Raw genomic sequence first — 21,333 nt, 5'->3', positions numbered from 1 at the left:
TCTCCGCCGACCGCCCCGGGAGGGGCTACTCGTCCTCCGCCAGGGTCACCTCGACACCGCCCACGAAGCCCGCGGAGATGTTGTAGATGAAGGCCCCGAGGGTGGCCAGAGCGGTGGCCAGGACCACGTTGATCGCGGCGACGATCGAGGTGAAGCCCAGCACCCGCGGCAGGGACAGGAAGGACTCCAGGTCGAAGCCGCTGTCCTGCTTGGACTCGGTGGCCTCGCTGATGGTGCCGCCCACGGTGGAGAAGACGCCCATCGCGTCCATCACCATCCACAGCACCCCACAGGCCACGACGGTGCAGATGCCCAGCGCTATGGCCAGCAGGAAGCTGACCTTCATGACCGACCAGGGGTCGACCTTGGCCACCCTCAGCCGCGCCTTGCGGGTCCGGGGGACCGTGCGGGCGGCCACGGCGGCCCCGCCGCGGCCCCGCCGGGCGGCGGACTTGCCGGAGCCGCCCGCGGGGGCTCCGGAGTCCGCCGGCGGCGCGTACGCCTGCGGTGGCTGATAGGGCTGGGCGCGCTGCTTGCCTCCGGAGCGCTCGCCGGGCAGCGGGCCCGGGGTGAACGCCTCCTGCTGCCGCTTCGAGCCGCGGGCGGCGTCGCGAGCGTCCGTCACGGTACGCGTTCCCCCTTGGGACTCGCGGGAGTCGGCGGAGCCACGGGCACCGTCGCCTTCCGGCGCCTTCGGCGGCGTCCGCTTGGCGTCCTTGCCGCCGCTCGACGCGGTGCCCGTGGCTCGACTCACGACCTACTCCTCGGTCTGCTCGGCCGAGGACACGGCGCCCTCGGCTGCCTCGGCCTCGGGACCGCTCTCGGCGCCCTCGTCGACCTCTTCAGCCTCGCGGCCCGCCTCGGCGTTCCTGGCGATGCCCACGACGGCATCCCGCTTGCCCAGGTTGATCAGCTGGACGCCCATGGTGTCACGGCCCGTCTCCCTGACCTCGTTGACCCGCGTACGGATCACACCGCCGCCGAGCGTGATGGCGAGGATCTCGTCGTTCTCCTCGACCACCAGCGCGCCGACCAGCGAGCCCCGGTCCTCGACGATCTTGGCAGCCTTGATGCCGAGGCCGCCACGTCCCTGGACGCGGTACTCGTCCACGTTGGTGCGCTTGGCGTATCCACCGTCGGTGGCGGTGAAGACGAACGTACCGGGCCGGACGACATTCATCGAGAGGAGCTCGTCACCCCCGCGGAAACTCATGCCCTTGACGCCGGAGGTGGCGCGCCCCATGGGGCGCAGCGCCTCGTCCGTGGCGGTGAACCGGATCGACTGCGCCTTCTTGCTGATCAGCAGCAGGTCGTCCTCGGCGCCGATCAGCTCGGCGCCGATCAGCTCGTCCTCGCGGCCGTCCTCGGCCTCCCGGAGGTTGATCGCGATGACGCCGCCGGAGCGGGGCGAGTCGTAGTCCTTCAGCGGGGTCTTCTTCACCAGGCCGGACTTGGTGGCGAGCACCAGGTAGTCCGCCGCCTCGTAGTCCCGGACCGCGAGAATCTGGGCGATCTGCTCGTCCGGCTGGAAGGCCAGCAGGTTGGCCACGTGCTGGCCGCGCGCGTCCCGGCCGGCGTCCGGCAGCTCGTACGCCTTGGCCCGGTAGACCCGGCCCTTGTTGGTGAAGAACAGCAGCCAGTGGTGGGTGGTGGAGACGAAGAAGTGGTCGACGATGTCGTCTTCCCGCAGCTTGGTGCCGCGCACGCCCTTGCCGCCGCGCTTCTGCGAGCGGTAGTCCTCGGTCTTGGTGCGCTTGACGTAGCCGCTGCGGGTGATGGTGACGACGATGTCCTCTTCGGCGATCAGGTCCTCGATGGACATGTCGCCGTCGAAGGGCACCAGCTGGGAGCGCCGGTCGTCGCCGAACTTCTCGACGATCGCGGTCAGCTCCTCGCTGATGATCTGCCGCTGCCGCTCCGGCGAGGCCAGGATGGCGTTGTACTCGTTGATCTTCTGCTGGAGCTCGTCGTGCTCGGCCACGATCTTCTGGCGCTCCAGGGCCGCCAGCCGGCGGAGCTGCATCTCCAGGATCGCGTTGGCCTGGATCTCGTCGATCTGCAGCAGGCCCATCAGGCCCTCACGCGCCACCTCGACCGTGTCGCTGCGCCGGATCAGCGCGATGACCTCGTCGATCGCGTCCAGCGCCTTGAGTAGACCACGCAGGATGTGGGCCCGCTCCTCGGCCTTGCGCAGCCGGAAGCGGGTGCGCCGGACGATGACCTCGATCTGGTGCGTCACCCAGTTGCGGATGAACGCGTCCAGCGAGAGCGTGCGCGGCACCCCGTCGACCAGCGCGAGCATGTTGGCGCCGAAGTTGGTCTGGAGGTCGGTGTGCTTGTAGAGGTTGTTCAGCACGACCTTGGCGACGGCGTCCCGCTTGAGGACGATGACCAGCCGCTGGCCGGTGCGGGAGGAGGTCTCGTCCCGCACGTCGGCGATGCCGCCGATCTTGGCGTCCTTCACCAGGTCGGCGATCTTCTGCGCCAGGTTGTCCGGATTCACCTGGTACGGCAGCTCGGTGACGACCAGGCACTGCCGGCCCTGGATCTCCTCGACCTCGACCACCGCGCGCATCGTGATGGAGCCGCGGCCGGTGCGGTACGCCTCCTCGATGCCCTTGCGGCCCACCACCAGCGCGCCGGTGGGGAAGTCCGGGCCCTTGATGCGCTCGATGAGCGCGTCCAGCAGCTCCTCGGGGGTGGCGTCGGGGTTGGCCAGGTACCACTGGGCGCCCTCGGCGACCTCGCGCAGGTTGTGCGGCGGGATGTTGGTCGCCATGCCGACCGCGATGCCCGCGGAGCCGTTCACCAGGAGGTTCGGGATGCGGGACGGCAGGACCGTCGGCTCCTGGTTACGGCCGTCGTAGTTGTCCTGGAAGTCGACGGTGTCCTCGTCGATGTCCCGGAGCATCTCCATGGCCAGCGGGGCCATCTTGCACTCGGTGTAGCGCATGGCCGCCGCCGGGTCGTTGCCCGGCGAGCCGAAGTTGCCGTTGGAGTCGACCAGCGGCATCCGCATGGACCAGTGCTGGGCCAGGCGCACCAGCGCGTCGTAGATCGAGGCGTCGCCGTGCGGGTGGTACGTACCCATGACGTCGCCGACCACGCGGGCGCACTTGTAGAAGCCCTTCTCGGGGCGGTAGCCGCCGTCGTACATCGCGTACAGCACGCGGCGGTGCACCGGCTTGAGGCCGTCCCGGACGTCCGGCAGCGCGCGGCTCACGATCACGCTCATCGCGTAGTCGAGGTACGAGCGCTGCATCTCCGTCTCGAGGCCGACGGTCTCGATGCGGACGGTGCCTTCCTCTTCCTGAGGGGTGACGGCGTCGGTGGGCCGCTCGCCGTCCGGCGTGCCGGTGCCCGGGGTGGTGGTGGGAGTGTCGTCGGCCATTGCTGGTCAGAGTTCCTTTCGAAGCGGTCCGAGGCTTGCTGCCGGCCGACTCAGATGTCGAGGAAGCGGACGTCCTTGGCGTTGCGCTGGATGAAGGAGCGCCGTGCCTCGACGTCCTCGCCCATGAGCACGGAGAACAGGTCGTCCGCCTGGGCCGCGTCGTCGAGGGTGACCTGGCCGAGCACCCGGTGCTCGATGTCCATGGTGGTCACCCGCAGCTCCTCGGCGTTCATCTCGCCCAGACCCTTGAAGCGCTGCACCGAGTCGTCCTTGATGCGCTTGCCGTTCTCCCGGCCCGCCTGGATCAGCACGTCGCGCTCGCGGTCGGAGTAGGCGTACTCCACCTCGTCCCGGCCCCACTTGATCTTGTACAGCGGGGGGCGGGAGAGGTAGACGTGCCCGGCCTCCACCAGCGGCCGCATGAAGCGGAAGAGGAAGGTGAGCAGCAGGGTGTTGATGTGCTGACCGTCGACGTCGGCGTCCGCCATCAGGATGATCTTGTGATAGCGGAGCTTGCCGATGTCGAAGTCGTCGTGCACACCGGTGCCGAAGGCCGAGATCAGCGCCTGCACCTCGTTGTTGTGCAGGATCTTGTCGACGCGCGCCTTCTCGACGTTGAGGATCTTTCCGCGGATCGGCAGGATCGCCTGGTACTGCGGGTCGCGGCCGGACTTGGCCGAGCCACCGGCGGAGTCACCCTCGACGATGAAGATCTCGCACTTGGTCGGGTCGTTGGACTGGCAGTCGCTCAGCTTGCCCGGCAGCGAGGCCGTCTCCAGCAGACCCTTGCGGCGCGTCAGGTCGCGGGCCTTGCGGGCCGCGACGCGCGCGGTGGCCGCCTGGATGCCCTTGCGGATGATGTCCGCGGCCTCGTTGGGGTTCCGGTCCAGCCAGTCCGCGAGGTGCTCGAAGACGATCTTGTGGACGTAGGTCTTCGCCTCGGTGTTGCCCAGCTTGGTCTTGGTCTGGCCCTCGAACTGCGGCTCGCCCAGCTTGACCGAGATGATCGCGGTCAGACCCTCGCGGATGTCCTCACCGGTGAGGTTGTCGTCCTTCTCGCGGAGCAGCTTCTTCTCACGCGCGTACTTGTTGATCAGCGTGGTGAGCGCCGCGCGGAAGCCCTCTTCGTGGGTGCCGCCCTCGTGCGTGTGGATGGTGTTGGCGAAGCTGTAGACACCCTCGCTGTACTGGGTGTTCCACTGCATCGCCACCTCGACCGAGAGCATCCGCTCCTTGTCCTCGGACTCGAAGCCGATGACGGTCGGGTGGATCAGCTCGCCCTTGCGGGAGTTGAGGTACTTGACGAAGTCGACGATGCCGCCGTCGTAGCGGTAACGGACGCTGAGCGGCTTGCCCTCCTCGTCGACGTGCGCCTCGCGCTGGTCGGTCAGCGAGATGGTCAGGCCCTTGTTGAGGAACGCCATCTCCTGGAAGCGCCGCGACAGCGTCTCGAAGGAGTACTCGGTGGTCTCGAAGATGTCCGGGTCGGCCCAGAAGGTGACCGTGGTACCGGTCTCCTCAATGGCCTCGTTCTTCTGCAGCGGCGCGGTGGGCGTGCCCAGCTTGTAGTCCTGGGTCCAGCGGAAGCCGTCCCGCTTGACCTCGACCGCCACCTTGGTGGACAGCGCGTTGACGACGGAGACGCCGACGCCGTGCAGACCGCCGGAGACGGCGTAGCCGCCGCCGCCGAACTTGCCGCCCGCGTGCAGCACGGTCAGCACGACCTCCACGGCCGGCTTCTTCTCCACCGGGTGCAGGTCGACCGGGATGCCACGGCCGTTGTCGACGACGCGCACGCCTCCGTCGGGAAGCAGCGTGACGTCGATGGTGTCCGCGTGTCCGGCCAGCGCCTCGTCGACGGAGTTGTCGACCACCTCGTAGACCAGGTGGTGGAGGCCGCGCTCACCGGTCGAGCCGATGTACATGCCGGGTCGCTTACGGACCGCGTCCAGACCCTCCAGGACGGTGATCGCGCTGGCGTCGTACGACGGCGTTGACACGGTCTGGCCGTCGTCGGTGGACGGGATGTTCTCGTTGAGGTTGCCGGAATCGGCCACGAAGCGCCCTTTCTGGCACAGCACAAGCCGGCCCCGGACAGGCGGGAGCGGCTGCGTCGTTCTGCGTTAGTCGACGTGTCCCGCCATCTAGGCGGGATTAGCTTCCAGTCTACCGGTAGCACTGACATGAATGGGGGTTTGCTGGCGCCTGAGTCCGCGTGTGCCGCCCTGAACCGACCTCCACCGACTCCCCATATCTGGGTGAGGGCTTCAGGAGGCTCACGCCGGCACTCAGCGCTTCGGGATGTCAACCAACGGCTACCGTGAGCGGGGTCTCAACCACAGCCGCGGCGATCTCCACGCGCCGGGGGCTCACCCCGCCCGCGCCGGCCCCCCGCGCACGCAGGCTCACCCGGGCCCGAAAGACGCGCCCCCGGCGCACCGATGGCACTGGTGTGCGATCCGGCGGGTGCGGTGACCCCCTGCGCGTGCGGCGCCCCGTCCTCGCCCCTCGTCTTCGCCTCCGCACCGCCCGCGGCCCACCAGGGACGGGCCACCACGGGCGGTCCGATCAGCCGTAGGTGTCGCCGGGTCCGGAGCTGCCCGGCGCCCGGAGCGGACCGTAGCGCCGGGGCGGGCCCCCCGGACCCCAGACCTTGATCATCTTGACCGTGCCCTGCCCCAGGTCCTGGTTGAGCCGCGCCACCAGTTGCGGGGCCAGCAAGCGCAGCTGCGTCGCCCAGGCCGTGGAGTCGCAGCGCACGGTCAGCACCCGCGCCTCCTCGTCGTACCGCTGGGGCTCGCAGTGCTGCGCCACCTCGGGGCCGACCAGCTGCGGCCAGCGGCCCATCACCCCGCCGACCGCCGCGGGGGTCTCCCAACCGCGCTCGGTGATCAGCCGGTTGATCGCCGCGCCGAGCGGCAGCGGGTCGCGGCCGTCGGCGCGCGCGCCGGAGCGCAGGCCCCCGCGGCGCGCCTGCTTGCGCTGCTGGGCGGCGGCCCCGCGGGCCCGCGCCTGCTCCTTGGCGGCGCGCAGCGCCACCCGCGCCAGATCGATGCCGGACGGCTCCGGAGTCCCGGATCCCCCGGTCCCCGACCCCGGGGTCTGCCCCGGCTGGTGCCCCGGCTGGTGCTGCGACTGCCCGTTCATGCCCGCTCCACCACGCCGTCGGACACCGAGAACCGCGTCCCCCGCAGCACGCCCGGCACGTCGTCGTCGACCGCCGCCGTCACCAGCACCTGCTCCCCCGGCGCGACCAGCTCCGCCAGCCGCGTCCGACGCCGCTCGTCCAGCTCGGCGAAGACGTCGTCCAGCACCAGCACCGGCTCGTTCGCCCGCGGACCCCCGGCGCCCTCGTACGCGGGTCCTCCGGGGCCCGCCGGGCTCTCGGCGCGCAGCAACTCGTACGAACCCAGCCGCAGCGCCAGCGCGTACGACCAGGACTCGCCATGGCTCGCGTACCCCTTCGCGGGCAGCTGACCGAGCCGCAGCAGCAGGTCGTCCCGGTGCGGTCCGACCAGCGTGACGCCGCGCTCGATCTCCTGCTTGCGGGCCGCCCCGAGGGCCGCGAGCAGCACCTCGTACAGCTCCTCACGGGTGTGCGCGCCCGCCATCGCCTCGCCCGCGGAGCCCCGGTACTCGAGGGCGAGCGGCCCGCCGCCGGGCGCCAGCTGCTCGTACGCCTTGTCGGCCAGCGGCTGAAGGGTGGCGATCAGGTCGAGCCGGTGCGCCAGCAGCTCGGCGCCGGCCCGCGCCAGGTGCTGGTCCCAGACGTCCAGCGTGGACAGGTCCAGGGAACGACCGCCGTGCCGCCGGGCCATGGCGGCCGACTTCAGCAGTGTGTTGCGCTGCTTGAGGACCCGGTCGTAGTCGGAGCGCACACCCGCCATGCGCGGCGCGCGCGCCGTGACCAGCTCGTCGAGGAAGCGGCGCCGCTCCCCCGGATCCCCCTTGATCAGCGCCAGGTCCTCCGGCGCGAACAGCACCGTGCGCACGATGCCCAGCACATCGCGCGGCCTGACCTGCGAGGAACGGTTGATGCGGGCCCGGTTGGCCCGGCCCGGGTTGAGCTCCAGCTCGATCAGCTGACGCCGCTCGCCCTGGGTCACCGCGGCCCGTATCACGGCCCGGTCGGCACCCATCCGCACCAACGGGGCGTCGGAGGAGACCCGGTGGCTGCCGAGCGTGGCCAGATAGCCGATCGCCTCGACCAGGTTGGTCTTGCCCTGGCCGTTGGGGCCCACGAACGCGGTGACGCCCGGGTCGAGCTCGACCTCGACCCGGGCGTACGAGCGGAAGTCGGCCAGCGACAGATGTGAAACGTGCACGGTGACCGCCGACCTCCCCCGGCTGCTGAGCTGGGTACTCCACGACGTCGGCGCCTGGGCGCCGACGTGCTTTCCTACTTGTTCTCCACGGCGTGGCCGCCGAACTGGTTACGCAGCGCCGCGATCATCTTCATCTGCGGCGAGTCGTCCTGGCGCGAGGCGAAGCGGGCGAACAGCGAGGCGGTGATCGCCGGCAGCGGCACCGCGTTGTCGATCGCGGCCTCCACCGTCCAGCGGCCCTCGCCGGAGTCGGCCGCGTAGCCCCGCAGCTTCTCCAGGTGCTCGTCGTCGTCCAGCGCGCGAACGGCCAGGTCCAGCAGCCAGGAGCGGATGACCGTGCCCTCCTGCCAGGAGCGGAAGACCTCGCGGACGTCGGTGACCGAGTCCACCGCCTCCAGCAGCTCCCAGCCCTCGGCGAAGGCCTGCATCATCGCGTACTCGATGCCGTTGTGGACCATCTTGGCGAAGTGGCCCGCGCCGACCTTGCCCGCGTGCACCGCGCCGAACTCGCCCTCGGGCTTGAGCGCGTCGAAGATCGGCTGCACCCGCGCCACATGCTCGGCGTCGCCGCCGTACATGAGCGCGTAGCCGTTCTCCAGGCCCCAGACGCCACCGGAGACGCCGCAGTCCACGAAGCCGATGCCCTTGGCCGCGAGCTCCTCGGCGTGCTTCTCGTCATCCGTCCAGCGCGAGTTGCCGCCGTCCACGACGACATCGCCGGGGGAGAGCAGCTCGGCCAGCTCGTCGACCGTGGACTGGGTCGCCTGGCCCGCCGGGACCATGACCCACACCACCCGCGGACCCGTCAGGGAATCCACAAGCTCCTTGAGGCTGTGGACATCCGCGAGGTCCGGGTTGCGGTCGTATCCGATGACGGTGTGGCCTGCGCGGCGAATGCGCTCGCGCATGTTGCCGCCCATCTTGCCGAGACCGACGAGACCGAGCTCCATCAGTGATCCTTCGTGCCGTAGTCGTAGCGCTGTGCCTGCGTCGAGCCTACGCCCGCAGGTTCGTGCACACCTGTGGGCTCAGCCGCTCAGTCTGAGCGCCGCGAACCGATCGGCTGTGCGGCCTCAGCCGGACAGCCGCACCGGCATGATCAGGTACTTGTACGCGTCGTCCGCCTCGGCGTCCAGGGCCGGCTTGCCACTCAGCAGCGCCGGCTTGGTGGAGGTGGTGAACGACAGCTGCGCCACTGGGGCGTCGATCGCGCTGAGACCGTCCAGCAGGAAGGTGGGGTTGAAGGCGATCGAGATGTCGTCGCCCTCCAGCTGCGCGTCCACGCGCTCCACAGCCTGTGCGTCGTCGCTGGAGCCGGCCTCCAGGATCAGCACGCCCTGCTCGAAGCTGAGCCGCACCGGGGTGTTCCGCTCGGCGACCAGCGCCACACGCTTGACGGCCTCGACGAACGGCGCCGTCTCGATCACCGCGACGGAGTTGAACTCGGTCGGGAAGAGCGTCCGGTACTTCGGGAGGTCGCCCTCGAGCAGCCGGGTGGTGGTGCGCCGGCCGGCGCCCTCGAAACCGATCAGGCCCTCACCCGCGCCGGAGCCGGAGAGCGCCAGCGACACGGTGTCACCGCTGGTCAGCGACTTGGCGGTGTCGAGCAGCGTCTTGGCGGGCACCAGGGCGACGGCGGAGACGTCCGGGGTCTCCGGCTTCCACAGGAACTCGCGGACCGCGAAGCGGTAGCGGTCGGTGGAGGCCAGGGTGACGGTGTCGCCCTCGATCTCGATCCGGACGCCGGTGAGCACCGGGAGGGTGTCGTCGCGGCCGGCGGCGATGGCGACCTGGGCGACCGCGGAGGCGAAGACCTCGCCGGGGACGGTGCCGGTGGCGGTCGGCATCTGCGGCAGCGCCGGGTACTCCTCCACAGGCAGGGTGTGGAGGGTGAACCGGGAGGAGCCGCACAGCACGGTCACTCGTACACCGTCGGTGGAAATCTCCACCGGGCGGTTGGGGAGGGCGCGGCAGATGTCGGCGAGCAGCCGGCCGGAGACGAGGACGGTGCCCTCCTCGTCGACGTCCGCCTCGACGGAGACGCGGGCCGAGACCTCGTAGTCGAAGCTGGAGAGGCTCAGCGAGCCCTCCTCGGCCTTCAGCAGCAGGCCCGCGAGGACGGGCACCGGCGGACGGGCCGGGAGGCTGCGGGCCGCCCAGGCCACCGCCTCCGCGAGTACATCGCGCTCCACCCGGATCTTCACCGGAACCGCCTCCTGCTGTTGCTGGCTCGCCCTGCTGGCCTTCGTCGTCGGCTGAGTGCCGGAGACCAGTCTGACGTACGCCACCGACAGACGGTGCGGCTCGGGGTCAAGTCGAGGTTCGGGGTGTCGGGCGCCGCGGAGCCGAGTTGTGCACAGGCCCCGCTTCGAACCGAATTTCTCGCTCTAACTACGTGGTCGTAGTAGTAGGGCCTGTGGAAACCGTGGACAACTGCGTTTGCGCAGGTCAACACGGATTTTTTATCCACTGCCCCTGTGGGCGGACACGGTGGATAACCGGGGGTGTCTGTGGACCGCGCGAAGTTACACACACCCCATGCACAGGGGAGCCCCGGTTCTCCCCAGCGCTGTCCCCAGTTTTACCCAGGTTCCCCACAGCCCAACCAGGCTTCTCGGTGTGACGCCTTTCACTCTTGTCAGCTACGGAGGGCTTTTCCTTGCCGAACAGTGGACAGGGGTGTGGAGAAGCTGTGGGCAACGACGGTCCGGCTGTGGGCGGGCGGTGGACAACGGAGTCGGCCCCCTGTGGACAGTTCCGTCGTCCACAGTCTGTGGACTCCCGATTGCCACAATTCCACAGACCCCTGACCTGGGTGGATCTTGCTCGAGCGATCGGCCCTGTGGACAGCTTCGGGATAACTTCCGCTTCCCCAGGGTGTGGATCGTGGATATCCCCCGGATCTGTGGAGAACCGGCGGCTCGGCACGGAAATCGAACACCGCCGTGGATGTGTTCGGGGGACAGACGCCGACAGAGGCGGTCACGAAGCGGCCGGAAGATGCCGAGAACCGGTCGTGGAGCGGGCCGTGGAGCCCATCCCCAGGGCTGGCCGGGTGCCGGTCGGAGGGCGTTCGGGAGCCTCTGGGGAGCGCGGTTGTCCACCGGCTGTGGAGTGGCTGTGGGCCGCGGCGGAGACGTCCGACGCGGCCCATGCGGAGGCCGCCGGGAACGGCGAGGGCGCCCCGGGGAGAGTCCCCGGGGCGCCCTTCGGCGAGAAGCACGGCGCCCTCGGCCTGCCTAGCCGTTCTTGATGCGGTTGGTCAGCTCGGTCACCTGGTTGTAGATGGAGCGTCGCTCCGCCATCAGCGCCCGGATCTTGCGGTCCGCGTGCATCACCGTCGTGTGGTCGCGGCCGCCGAACTGGGCCCCGATCTTCGGCAGCGACAGGTCGGTGAGCTCCCGGCAGAGGTACATCGCGATCTGCCGCGCGGTCACCAGCACCCGGCTGCGCGAGGCGCCGCACAGGTCGTCGACCGTGTGCCCGAAGTAGTCCGCGGTCGCGGCCATGATGGCGGTGGCGGTGATCTCGGGGGCGGTGTCCTCGCCGCCGGGGATCAGGTCCTTCAGCACGATCTCCGTCAGCCCGAGGTCCACCGGCTGGCGGTTGAGGCTGGCGAAGGCGGTCACCCGGATCAGCGCGCCCTCCAGCTCGCGGATGTTGCGCGAGATCCGCGAGGCGATGAACTCCAGCACCTCCGGCGGGGCGTTCAGCTGCTCCTGCACCGCCTTCTTGCGCAGGATCGCGATACGCGTCTCCAGCTCGGGCGGCTGGACGTCGGTGATCAGGCCCCACTCGAAGCGGTTGCGCAGCCGGTCCTCCAGGGTCACCAGCTGCTTGGGCGGCCGGTCCGAGGAGAGCACGATCTGCTTGTTGGCGTTGTGGAGCGTGTTGAAGGTGTGGAAGAACTCCTCCTGCGTCGACTCCTTGCTCGCCAGGAACTGGATGTCGTCGACCAGCAGGATGTCCATGTCGCGGTAGCGCTTGCGGAACGCGTCCGCCTTGCCGTCGCGGATGGAGTTGATGAACTCGTTGGTGAACTCCTCCGAGCTCACATAGCGCACCCGGGTGCCCGGGTACAGGCTGCGCGCGTAGTGCCCGATGGCGTGCAGCAGGTGGGTCTTGCCCAGCCCCGACTCCCCGTAGATGAACAGGGGGTTGTACGCCTTGGCGGGCGCCTCGGCCACCGCGACCGCGGCGGCGTGCGCGAAGCGGTTGGACGCGCCGATGACGAAGGTGTCGAAGAGGTACTTCGGGTTCAGCCGCGCGGTCGGCTCGCCGGGGCCGGAGGCCGGGGCGGGCTGCCCGGTGAGCGCACCGCTCCCGCCGGAGCTCCCGCCCGGTCCACCGGAACCCCCCGGGCCGCCGGAGCCACCGGGGCCGCCCGGACCACCGGGGCGGGCGGGGAGCACCGGACCGCTGCCGGGCGTGCCGGGGCCGCCGGGGACACCCGGTCCGCCGCGGGGCCGGTCGACCGGCTCGGGGAGCTCGCGCCCGGACGGCTCGTAGCCGTGCTGGCCGTGCTGGCCGTGCTGTGAGGCGTAGGGGTCGCCGCCCTCGGGGAAGCCGCCGAGGCGCTGCTGCTGCCAGCCGTAGTCGTCCTGCGGTCGGGGCCACGCGCCGGGCTCGGGGCGGTTCGAGGGGTAGTCGGGGTAGGCGGGGCGGGCCGTGGGCAGCTCGTCGCCGCCGCGCCCGTAGCCCTCGTACGGCTGGCGGCTCTCGTACGCGTCGCGACCCTCGTACGCGTCGCGGCTCTCGTACGCGTCGCGGGCCTCGTATGTGTCGCGATTCTCATACGCCTCGCGCTGCGGAGGCTGCGGCTGGTGGCGCTGCGGCGGGGCCGGGGGCTCGCCGGCGGAGTCGTCGACGGTGATCGCGATGCGGATCGGGCGGCCGCACTCACGGCTCAGCGTGTCGCTGATCAGCGGCGACAGCCGGCCTTCGAGCACGCCCTTGGCGAACTCGTTGGGGACCGCGAGCAGCGCCGTGTCGGCGACGAGGGCCAGCGGCTGGCACCGCTTGATCCAGTGCTCGTCCTTCGCCTCGACGCCATGGCCGCGGCCTTCGCCGAGGAGCTGTTCCAGCACGCGCGGCCACACTGCGGCAAGATCGGCAGGTACGTCAGCCACAGGGCACGCTCTCTCACTCGGGGTGGGGGACGCCGAAAGGTCCCACGAATGTGTGGTTCTCGGGACGGGCGGGAAGGAATCGAAGCCCAGCCACGGTAGTCAGGCCCGGGGCGTGGTTCAAGTCGTTGTCCACAGGGTGTGTACAAATGTGCCATGCGATGTTCCCCGGCGTTCTACCGACCCCGAGGACGGTGGGACACCCACCACCCGCCGGTTTGACCGGATGGCGTAGTCGCGCGTACCGTAACCAGGTCGAGTTGTCGATGGCTGCTGCCGCCTGCCTCCGATGGGCAAAGACCACAGACATAGTGGTTAAGAAGCGGTGCACTCGGGCGTATTGCGAGCTTCTCGTGGGCGCACGGTGACAGCCAGGCGATGTCCCGCCACCACCCGATTCATTTCTGGAGCCCCCGAGTGAGCAAGCGCACCTTCCAGCCGAACAACCGCCGCCGCGCGAAGACCCACGGCTTCCGGCTGCGGATGCGCACCCGTGCCGGTCGCGCCATCCTCGCGGCCCGCCGTGGCAAGGGTCGCGCGCGCCTGTCCGCCTGATCGCAAGGTCGTGACGTGCTGCCTGACCAGCATCGGCTGAGGCGGCGCGAGGACTTCGCGACCGCGGTACGCCGAGGACGCAGGGCCGGACGCCCGCTCCTCGTCGTCCACCTTCGAAGCGGTGCAACGGACCCGCACGCACCTGGGGAGAGTGCTCCCCCGGTGCGTGCGGGTTTCGTCGTCAGCAAGGCCGTCGGCGGCGCCGTCGTCCGCAATCTGGTGAAGCGGCGGCTGCGCCACCTGATGCGCGACCGCCTCGATCGGTTCCCCGAAGGTAGCCTGGTGGTCGTACGGGCGCTGCCCGGTGCGGGTGAAGCGGGTCACGACCAGCTGGCCCGCGATCTCGACACTGCTCTGCAGCGGCTGCTGGGAGGGGTGCCGACGTGAAGTACCCGTTGCTCTGGCTGATCAAGCTGTACCAGTGGACCATCAGTCCCCTGCTGGGACCGGTCTGCAAGTACTACCCGTCGTGCTCACACTATGGCTATGAGGCCATCAAGGTGCACGGTGCGGTGAAAGGGACGGCTCTGACGGCCTGGCGCATCCTGCGCTGCAATCCGTGGTCGCTCGGGGGCGTCGACCACGTCCCTCCCCGGAAGCGTCCGGTCTGGCATCAGCGGCTGAGGAGCCGCCTCGGTGGGCACACAGCCGTCCCGCCTGCCGCACAGCCCGAGACTCAGCCCAACGCCCAAGGAGTCTGATTCGTGGACACGATCCTCGGTCCTCTCTATACCGCAGTTTCCTGGATCATCGTCCAGTTCCACTCGCTGTACAGCCTTGTCTTCGACAAGGACAGTGGCTGGGCCTGGGGTCTGTCCATCGTCTCCCTGGTGGTCGTGGTCCGTATCTGCCTGATCCCGCTCTTCGTGAAGCAGATCAAGGCGACCCGGAACATGCAGGCGCTCCAGCCGAAGATGAAGGCCATCCAGGAGCGCTACAAGAGCGACCGGCAGCGCCAGTCCGAAGAGATGATGAAGCTCTACAAGGAGACGGGCACCAACCCGCTCTCGAGCTGTCTCCCGATCCTGGCCCAGTCGCCGTTCTTCCTCGCGCTCTACCAGGTCCTCAACAAGATCGCGAACAACCACACGGTCGGCGTCATCGACGACCAGGCGCTGCTGGACAGTGCGCGTAACGCCCACATCTTCGGCGCCCCGCTGGCCGCGAAGTTCATGGACTCGGCGGAGAAGGTCGAGTCGCTGGGCGCCTCGCTGCTCGACGTCCGGGTCGTCACGGTCACCATGATCGTGCTGATGTCGCTGTCGCAGTTCTACACGCAGCGCCAGCTGATGACGAAGAACGTCGACCTGACGGTGAAGACGCCGTTCATGCAGCAGCAGAAGATGCTGATGTACGTCTTCCCGATCATGTTCGCCGTCTTCGGCATCAACTTCCCGGTCGGTGTGCTCGTCTACTGGCTGACCACCAACGTCTGGACCATGGGCCAGCAGATGTTCATCATCCGCCGGAACCCCACCCCGGGCAGCATCGCCTACACGCAGCGCCAGGAGCGGCTGCGTGCCAAGGGCAAGCTCCAGGAGGACCCGGCCGAGGTCGAGTCGAAGAAGGCCGCCGAGGCGGCCCGTGCGGCTCGCCAGCAGCCGAAGCGGCAGACGAAGTCGAAGCGCCAGTCCGGGACCGCCCAGCGTCCCGCGGGGGCCGACCAGGCCGAGTCCGGCGAGCAGCGCTCCCTGGCTTCGACGCCCTCGGGGCAGAAGATCTCCAAGGAGAAGAAGGGCGGGGCGCAGGGCGGTAAGCCGGCCGGCGGCACGGCTTCTGGCTCCTCCCGTAACGCCAAGTCCGGACAGCGCAAGGGCGGCCAGCAGCGGCCCAAGCACCCGTCCAAGAAGTAAGAAGGAGCCCATCCGTGACGGAAGGCACCACGCCCGCTGCCGAGGGTGTCGACACCCTGACCCGCCTGGAGCAGGAGGGGGAGATCGCGGCCGACTACCTTGAGGGGCTGCTGGACATCGCGGACCTCGACGGCGACATCGACATGGATGTCGAGGCCGATCGCGCCGCGGTGTCGATCATCAGCGACTCGACCAGCCGTGACCTGCAGAAGCTGGTGGGTCGCGATGGCGAGGTCCTGGAGGCCCTCCAGGAGCTCACCCGCCTCGCCGTGCACCGGGAGACCGGTGACCGCAGCCGGCTGATGCTGGACATCGCCGGCTTCCGCGCCCGCAAGCGCGAGGAGCTCACCGCCCTGGGCGCCAAGGCCGCCGAGGAGGCCAAGGGCAGCGGTGAGCCGGTGAAGCTCAAGCCGATGACGCCCTTCGAGCGGAAGGTCGTCCATGACGCCGTCGCGGCCGCGGGGCTGCGCAGCGAGTCCGAGGGCGAAGAGCCCGAGCGCCGAGTGGTCGTCCTCCCGGCCTGACCGGCTCGGTTTCCGGCTTCATGCCGTACTCGGCCCCGTCTGCTCGCAGACGGGGCCGAATCTTGTCAGCCTGACATCAGCGTTCCCAGAGTGCTTGTACGGAAGGACGGTCCCCGTGACGGAAGCAGCGGAGCTCCCCCCGGCGCCGGAGGTGGCTCGGGACGTATTCGGCGACTGCTTTCCGGAGGCTGTGCGCTATGCCGAGCTCCTGGCCGACGTCGGCGTCACCCGCGGCCTGATCGGCCCGCGTGAGGTGCCTCGGCTCTGGGAGCGCCATCTGCTGAACTGCGCGGTGCTCTCCGAGGTGGTCCCGGAGGGCGTCTCGGTGTGCGATGTGGGCTCCGGCGCCGGTCTGCCCGGCATCCCGCTGGCCCTGACCCGCCCGGACCTGCGGATCACCCTGCTCGAGCCGCTGCTGCGCCGCACCAATTTCCTCCAGGAGATCGTGGAGCTGCTGGGGCTCGACCATGTGACGGTGGTGCGCGGACGGGCCGAGGAGGTCCTGGGGAAGCTGCCGCCGGTGCATGTGGTCACGGCGCGGGCGGTGGCCCCGCTGGACCGGCTCGCAGGCTGGGGCGTCCCGTTGCTGCGCCCCTACGGGGAGATGCTCGCGCTCAAGGGCGACACGGCCGAGGAGGAGCTGAAGCACGCCCGGGCGGCGCTGAGCAAGCTCGGCGTGGTGGACACCGAGGTGCTGCACGTCGGTGAGGGGATCGTGGACCCGCCCTCCACCGTGGTGCGCGTCGAGGTCGGTGAGAGCCCCGGAGGTGTGCGGTTCGCCGCGAAGCGAGCCAAGGCGGCCCGGAAGGGCACCCGCCGGCGTCGCTGAGTCGGCTTGCGTGGAACGAAGGCCCGTTGCCGGGTCCAGCGCCTTGGCTGGGCCCGTGACGGGCCTTCGATTTTAAGCACAATGCTCCATACAAGCTGTCAAAACTACCCATTCCGGAGTGTCGTGGCGGCTGGGCAGTAGTGCGCGTGCATCGTGTTTCACGTGAAACGTCGCTCTCTGCTGCATGGAATCATCAGTCGCGGTCGCGCGGCTGCCGCGCCGCGTGGTCGCAAGCCCGTCATGAGGGGCACGGAGTTGTCCACAACGGTGGATTCCTCCACAGAAGAACGGGCCTCGCTGGTTCACGAACCCCAAAGCATGGCAGGCTCTGTTCATCGCGAGCCTGATGTCGAGGAGAGTGAATCCTTGCGGTCCGACGCCAACATCGCGGGGCCGATGACCGACCCGGTCCCCGGCCCCCGTACCGAATCGGCGGGAGAGGGTGTTTCACGTGAAACACCGCCCCCGATGGACAGCGCCCCCATCGCGGGCGCCGCACAGCTGGCAGTCGAGTCGATCGGCCGCACGGGCAACGGTCTACCCCGGCCCGAGCAGACCCGCGTGATCGTGGTCGCTAACCAGAAGGGCGGGGTGGGCAAGACGACCACCACGGTCAACCTCGCCGCCTCCCTGGCGCTCCACGGTGGGCGTGTGCTGGTGATCGACCTCGACCCCCAGGGCAACGCGTCCACGGCCCTGGGCATCGACCACCACGCCGAGGTGCCCTCGATCTACGACGTCCTGGTCGACAGCAAGCCCCTCTCCGACGTGGTGCAGCCGGTCCCCGATGTGGAAGGGCTGTTCTGTGCCCCCGCCACCATCGACCTGGCCGGAGCCGAGATCGAGCTGGTCTCGCTGGTGGCCCGGGAGAGCAGGCTCCAGCGGGCCATCCAGGCGTATGAGCAGCCGCTGGACTACATCTTGATCGACTGCCCGCCCTCGCTCGGCCTGCTGACCGTGAACGCGCTGGTCGCGGGCGCTGAGGTGCTGATCCCCATCCAGTGCGAGTACTACGCGCTGGAGGGTCTGGGACAGCTGCTGCGGAACGTCGATCTGGTGCGGGGGCACCTCAACCCCAAGCTCCATGTCTCCACGATCCTGCTCACGATGTACGACGGCCGCACCCGGCTGGCCTCGCAGGTGGCGGAGGAGGTGCGCAGCCACTTCGGCAGCGAGGTGCTGCGGACGAGCATTCCGCGGTCGGTCCGCATCTCGGAGGCCCCCAGCTACGGGCAGACGGTCCTCACCTATGACCCGGGATCCAGCGGCGCGCTGTCCTATATGGAGGCCGCCCGTGAACTCGCGCTCCGGGGGGTCGGAGTGCACTACGACGGCCGGCACGCCCATGTGCTGGCCCAGAACAACCAGCACAGTGTGCAGGAGGGGATTCAGTGAGCGAGCGACGCAGAGGGCTGGGCCGTGGGCTCGGTGCGTTGATTCCTCCCGCGCCGAAGGCGGCGGACAGCGCCGGCCCTGCGGTCTCGACCGGAGCCACCTCGCCCGCCGCGGTGCCGGTGCTGACCCCGGAGCGGGGTGTGGCCGCCGCCAAGGTCACCGCGTTGCCCTCGGCGCCCGTTTCACGTGAAACGGAGCTCGTGTCCACGACTGAGGCGGAGCCCGCGACGACGGTCATCGAAAAGGTGGCCGGAGCGCACTTCGCCGAGCTCCCCCTGGATGCCATCAAGCCGAACCCGCAGCAGCCGCGGAAGGTCTTCGACGAGGACGCCCTCGCCGAGCTGGTCACCTCCATCCAGGAGGTCGGTCTCCTCCAGCCGGTCGTCGTACGGCAGCTGGGACCCGAGTGGTACGAGCTCATCATGGGCGAGCGCCGCTGGCGTGCCTGCCGCGAGGCGGGGCTGGAGAGGATTCCAGCGATCGTCCGGGACACCGACGACGAGAAGCTGCTCCTCGACGCGCTGCTGGAGAATCTGCACCGCGCGCAGCTCAACCCGCTGGAAGAGGCGGCCGCGTACGACCAGCTGCTCAAGGACTTCAGCTGTACCCACGACGAGCTGGCCGACCGGATCGGGCGCTCGCGGCCCCAGGTCTCCAACACGCTGCGCCTGCTGAAGCTCTCCCCGGCGGTGCAGCGCCGAGTGGCGGCCGGTGTGCTCTCCGCGGGCCACGCCCGCGCGCTGCTGTCGGTCGATGACGCCGAGGAGCAGGATCGCCTCGCGCACCGCATCGTCGCGGAGGGACTCTCGGTGCGTGCGGTGGAAGAGATCGTGACCCTGATGGGGAAGCGGCCGGAGAGCAACCGGAAGGCCAAGGGGCCGCGCGCCGGGGCGCGCGTCTCGCCCGCGCTCAGCGACCTCGCCACCCGCCTCTCCGACCGCTTCGAGACCCGGGTGAAGGTGGACCTCGGTCAGAAGAAGGGCAAGATCGTCGTCGAGTTCGCCTCGATGGAGGACCTTGAGCGCATCCTGGGCACGATGGCGCCGGGTGAGGGCAGGGTTCTGGAACAGAAGCTGTCCGAGGAAGACGCGGGCGCGTCCGAGTAGGGCAGAGCGCGCACAGGACGGGTCGGGTTCCACATGATCGGAGCACGACCCGTTCTCTTTCTCCTTTGGCGGTATCAGCGCGATGTACGCGCGGATACGATGCGATCAGGTAGGGCGCATCCATTGACCAGTCGGCTGCTCTCGGCGCGGCCGGCGATGGAGTGAGGAACTGGTGCTGCATGGGGCGTCGGCTCGTACCGCTCACGCTGGACAACCTTCCGGATATCCCCAAGCGCTGTCGGGCGTGTGTCTTCTGGGAGCTCGACCCCGTCAGCGGTGAGGCCGCTGTCAGAGCTGGTCGACCGGAGTTGGAGAAGGAAGCCTGGATCTCGGCGGTGCTGCTGGAGTGGGGCTCCTGCGGCCGTGTGGTCTATGTCGACGAGGTTCCCGTGGGCTTTGTGCTCTATGCGCCCCCGGCGTATGTGCCGCGCTCCACGGCGTTTCCCACCAGCCCGGTGGCCGCGGATGCGGTGCAGCTGATGACCGCCTGGCTGATGCCGGGGTACCAGGGCCAGGGACTCGGCCGGGTCATGGTGCAGACGGTCGCCAAGGATCTGATCCGACGGGGGTTCAAGGCCATCGAGGCGTTCGGCGACGCCCGCTGGAAGGAGCCGGCCTGTGTGCTGCCGGCCGACCACCTGTTGGCCGTCGGCTTCAAGACCGTGCGCCCCCACCCGCGCTATCCGCGGCTGCGGCTGGAACTGCGCACCACGATCTCGTGGAAGGAAGACGTCGAGCTCGCCTTGGACCGGCTGCTGGGCGCGGTGCAGAAGGAACCGGCGCTTCGACCGCTGTGAGAGGTCTTCCACGCTGCTCGGTTTCACGTGAAACCGAATACGGAGACATATGACGAAGGGGCCGCCATCGGGCGGCCCCTTCGTCATGTCTGCTCGGCTCAGGCGAGGAAGTCGCTCAGATCGCGCTCGATGGCGGCCTTCGGCTTGGCACCGACGATGGTCTTGACGACCTCGCCGCCCTGGTAGACGTTGAGCGTCGGGATGGACATCACGCCGTACTTCGCGGCCGTGGCCGGGTTCTCATCGATGTTGAGCTTGGCGATGACGATCTCGTCGTGCTCGGACGCGATGGCCTCCAGGGACGGTGCGATCTGCTTGCACGGACCGCACCAGGCCGCCCAGAAGTCGACGAGCACCGGCTTGTCGCTCTTGAGGACGAGCTCCTCGAAGTCGGCGTCGGTCACGGTCACCGTGGCACCGGCCATGGCAATCTCCTTAATCAGTGTGTGCTGGGGGAAGCAGGGAAGCGGAGTGGTCAGACGGCGCCCTGGGCGTCGGCCCGCACGGCGAGGTAGCGCTCCGCGTCCAGAGCGGCGGAGCAGCCGGTGCCGGCGGCGGTGATCGCCTGGCGGTAGGTGTGGTCCACGACGTCGCCCGCGCCGAAGACACCGGGCACGTTGGTCCGAGTGGACGGGGAGTCGACCTTCAGGTAGCCGTCGTCGTCGAGCTCCAGAACGCCCTTGAACAGCTCGGTGCGCGGGTCGTGGCCGATCGCGATGAAGAGACCGGTCACCGCCAGCTCCGAGGTCTCCCCCGTCGTGGTGTTGCGCAGGGTCACGCCGGAGAGCTTGCCGTCGCCGTGGACCTCGGCCACCTCGCTGTCCCAGGCGAACGAGATCTTCGGGTCCGCGAAGGCCCGCTCCTGCATGGCCTTGCTGGCGCGCAGCGTGCCCCGGCGGTGGATCACGGTGACCGACTTGGCGAAGCGGGAGAGGAACGTCGCCTCCTCCATGGCGGTGTCGCCGCCGCCGACCACGGCGATGTCCTGGTCCTTGAAGAAGAACCCGTCACAGGTGGCGCACCAGGAGACACCACGACCGGAGAGCTCGTCCTCACGCGGCAGGCCCAGCTTGCGGTGCTGGGAGCCGGTGGCCACGATGACGGCCTTGGCGCGGTAGACGGTGCCCGCGGAGTCCGTGACGGTCTTGATCTCCTCGCTGAGGTCGACCGCGGTCACGTCGTCCGCCACCAGCTCGGCGCCGAAGCGCTCGGCCTGGGCGCGCATGTTGTCCATCAGGTCCGGGCCCATGATGCCGTCCCGGAAGCCGGGGTAGTTCTCGACTTCGGTGGTGTTCATCAGCGCACCGCCCGCCGTTACCGAACCCTCGAAGACCAGGGGCTTCAGCGCGGCGCGGGCGGTGTAGAGCGCGGCCGCGTACCCCGCGGGCCCGGAACCGATGATGATCACGTTGCGGACGTCGCTCACTGATGT

The 21,333-nt window shown here is 69.4% G+C and carries 19 protein-coding genes; 9 read left to right on the top strand and 10 right to left on the bottom strand.

The genetic code is table 11. From position 1 onward, the window contains the following. Positions 1 to 25 precede the first annotated feature (25 nt). From LRS74_RS16540 to dnaA, 8 genes are all read right to left on the bottom strand, one after another. Positions 26 to 559, bottom strand: coding sequence for a DUF3566 domain-containing protein (locus LRS74_RS16540; RefSeq protein ID WP_277744786.1), 534 nt, complete (start codon positions 557 to 559; stop codon positions 26 to 28). A gap of 198 nt (positions 560 to 757) precedes the next feature. Continuing rightward, positions 758 to 3,391, bottom strand: a complete 2,634-nt coding sequence (gene gyrA / locus LRS74_RS16535; RefSeq protein ID WP_277741717.1) for a DNA gyrase subunit A — start codon at positions 3,389 to 3,391, stop codon at positions 758 to 760. 50 nt (positions 3,392 to 3,441) lie between these two features. Then, positions 3,442 to 5,472: a DNA topoisomerase (ATP-hydrolyzing) subunit B gene (gene gyrB / locus LRS74_RS16530; RefSeq protein ID WP_277741716.1), complete on the bottom strand. Its 2,031-nt coding sequence runs from the start codon at positions 5,470 to 5,472 to the stop codon at positions 3,442 to 3,444. A gap of 487 nt (positions 5,473 to 5,959) precedes the next feature. Continuing rightward, the gene (locus LRS74_RS16525) at positions 5,960 to 6,538 is read right to left on the bottom strand and encodes a DciA family protein (RefSeq protein ID WP_277741715.1); all 579 of its coding nucleotides are present in this window, start codon (positions 6,536 to 6,538) and stop codon (positions 5,960 to 5,962) included. Next, positions 6,535 to 7,716 carry a DNA replication/repair protein RecF gene (gene recF, locus LRS74_RS16520; RefSeq protein ID WP_277741714.1) on the bottom strand — a complete coding sequence of 394 codons (1,182 nt, stop codon included), beginning with the start codon at positions 7,714 to 7,716 and terminating at the stop codon, positions 6,535 to 6,537. The genes LRS74_RS16525 and recF overlap by 4 nt, the downstream gene beginning before the upstream one ends. Positions 7,717 to 7,790: 74 nt before the next feature. Then, positions 7,791 to 8,666: a phosphogluconate dehydrogenase (NAD(+)-dependent, decarboxylating) gene (gene gnd, locus LRS74_RS16515; protein WP_277741713.1), complete on the bottom strand. Its 876-nt coding sequence runs from the start codon at positions 8,664 to 8,666 to the stop codon at positions 7,791 to 7,793. A gap of 123 nt (positions 8,667 to 8,789) precedes the next feature. Beyond that, a complete protein-coding gene (dnaN, locus tag LRS74_RS16510; protein WP_277744785.1) occupies positions 8,790 to 9,920 on the bottom strand; it encodes a DNA polymerase III subunit beta in 1,131 nt (376 codons plus the stop codon). Between the two features lie 1,035 nt (positions 9,921 to 10,955). Next, positions 10,956 to 12,845, bottom strand: a complete 1,890-nt coding sequence (dnaA, locus tag LRS74_RS16505) for a chromosomal replication initiator protein DnaA (RefSeq protein ID WP_277741712.1) — start codon at positions 12,843 to 12,845, stop codon at positions 10,956 to 10,958. A gap of 414 nt (positions 12,846 to 13,259) precedes the next feature. Between dnaA and rpmH the strand changes: the two genes are divergently transcribed. The 9 genes from rpmH (at position 13,260) to LRS74_RS16460 (ending at position 19,901) form a co-directional block, all read left to right on the top strand. Then, complete coding sequence (rpmH, locus tag LRS74_RS16500; RefSeq protein ID WP_125638610.1) at positions 13,260 to 13,397, top strand: 50S ribosomal protein L34; 138 nt, start codon at positions 13,260 to 13,262, stop codon at positions 13,395 to 13,397. Positions 13,398 to 13,412: 15 nt separating this feature from the next. Further along, on the top strand, positions 13,413 to 13,784 hold the full coding sequence (rnpA, locus tag LRS74_RS16495) for a ribonuclease P protein component (RefSeq protein ID WP_277741711.1): 372 nt from the start codon (positions 13,413 to 13,415) through the stop codon (positions 13,782 to 13,784). After that, a complete protein-coding gene (gene yidD / locus LRS74_RS16490) occupies positions 13,781 to 14,098 on the top strand; it encodes a membrane protein insertion efficiency factor YidD (RefSeq protein ID WP_277741710.1) in 318 nt (105 codons plus the stop codon). Before rnpA ends, yidD begins: the two co-directional genes overlap by 4 nt. Before the next feature lie 3 nt (positions 14,099 to 14,101). Further along, positions 14,102 to 15,250, top strand: a complete 1,149-nt coding sequence (yidC, locus tag LRS74_RS16485) for a membrane protein insertase YidC (protein ID WP_277741709.1) — start codon at positions 14,102 to 14,104, stop codon at positions 15,248 to 15,250. 14 nt (positions 15,251 to 15,264) lie between these two features. Then, entirely contained in the window at positions 15,265 to 15,774 is a 510-nt protein-coding gene (locus LRS74_RS16480) for a R3H domain-containing nucleic acid-binding protein (RefSeq protein ID WP_144383144.1), read from the top strand. 115 nt (positions 15,775 to 15,889) lie between these two features. Next, positions 15,890 to 16,603: a 16S rRNA (guanine(527)-N(7))-methyltransferase RsmG gene (gene rsmG, locus LRS74_RS16475; protein ID WP_144383143.1), complete on the top strand. Its 714-nt coding sequence runs from the start codon at positions 15,890 to 15,892 to the stop codon at positions 16,601 to 16,603. Positions 16,604 to 16,921: 318 nt separating this feature from the next. Beyond that, positions 16,922 to 17,998, top strand: coding sequence for a ParA family protein (locus tag LRS74_RS16470; protein ID WP_277741708.1), 1,077 nt, complete (start codon positions 16,922 to 16,924; stop codon positions 17,996 to 17,998). Next, the gene (locus LRS74_RS16465) at positions 17,995 to 19,104 is read left to right on the top strand and encodes a ParB/RepB/Spo0J family partition protein (RefSeq protein ID WP_277741707.1); all 1,110 of its coding nucleotides are present in this window, start codon (positions 17,995 to 17,997) and stop codon (positions 19,102 to 19,104) included. Before LRS74_RS16470 ends, LRS74_RS16465 begins: the two co-directional genes overlap by 4 nt. A gap of 179 nt (positions 19,105 to 19,283) precedes the next feature. Further along, positions 19,284 to 19,901 (top strand): GNAT family N-acetyltransferase, encoded by a 618-nt coding sequence (locus LRS74_RS16460; protein ID WP_277741706.1) that lies wholly within the window; start codon positions 19,284 to 19,286, stop codon positions 19,899 to 19,901. A 98-nt stretch (positions 19,902 to 19,999) separates the two neighbouring features. Here LRS74_RS16460 and trxA read toward each other — a convergent pair whose 3' ends face one another. Beyond that, positions 20,000 to 20,326 (bottom strand): thioredoxin, encoded by a 327-nt coding sequence (gene trxA, locus LRS74_RS16455; RefSeq protein WP_144383139.1) that lies wholly within the window; start codon positions 20,324 to 20,326, stop codon positions 20,000 to 20,002. Positions 20,327 to 20,376: 50 nt separating this feature from the next. Continuing rightward, positions 20,377 to 21,327, bottom strand: a complete 951-nt coding sequence (trxB, locus tag LRS74_RS16450; RefSeq protein ID WP_277741705.1) for a thioredoxin-disulfide reductase — start codon at positions 21,325 to 21,327, stop codon at positions 20,377 to 20,379. Between the last annotated feature and the right edge of the window lie 6 nt (positions 21,328 to 21,333).

The organism is Streptomyces sp. LX-29 (assembly GCF_029541745.1).
In the GTDB taxonomy this organism is placed as follows: Bacteria; Actinomycetota; Actinomycetes; order Streptomycetales; family Streptomycetaceae; genus Streptomyces.
This window is presented reverse-complemented; position numbering and strand designations above follow the sequence as displayed.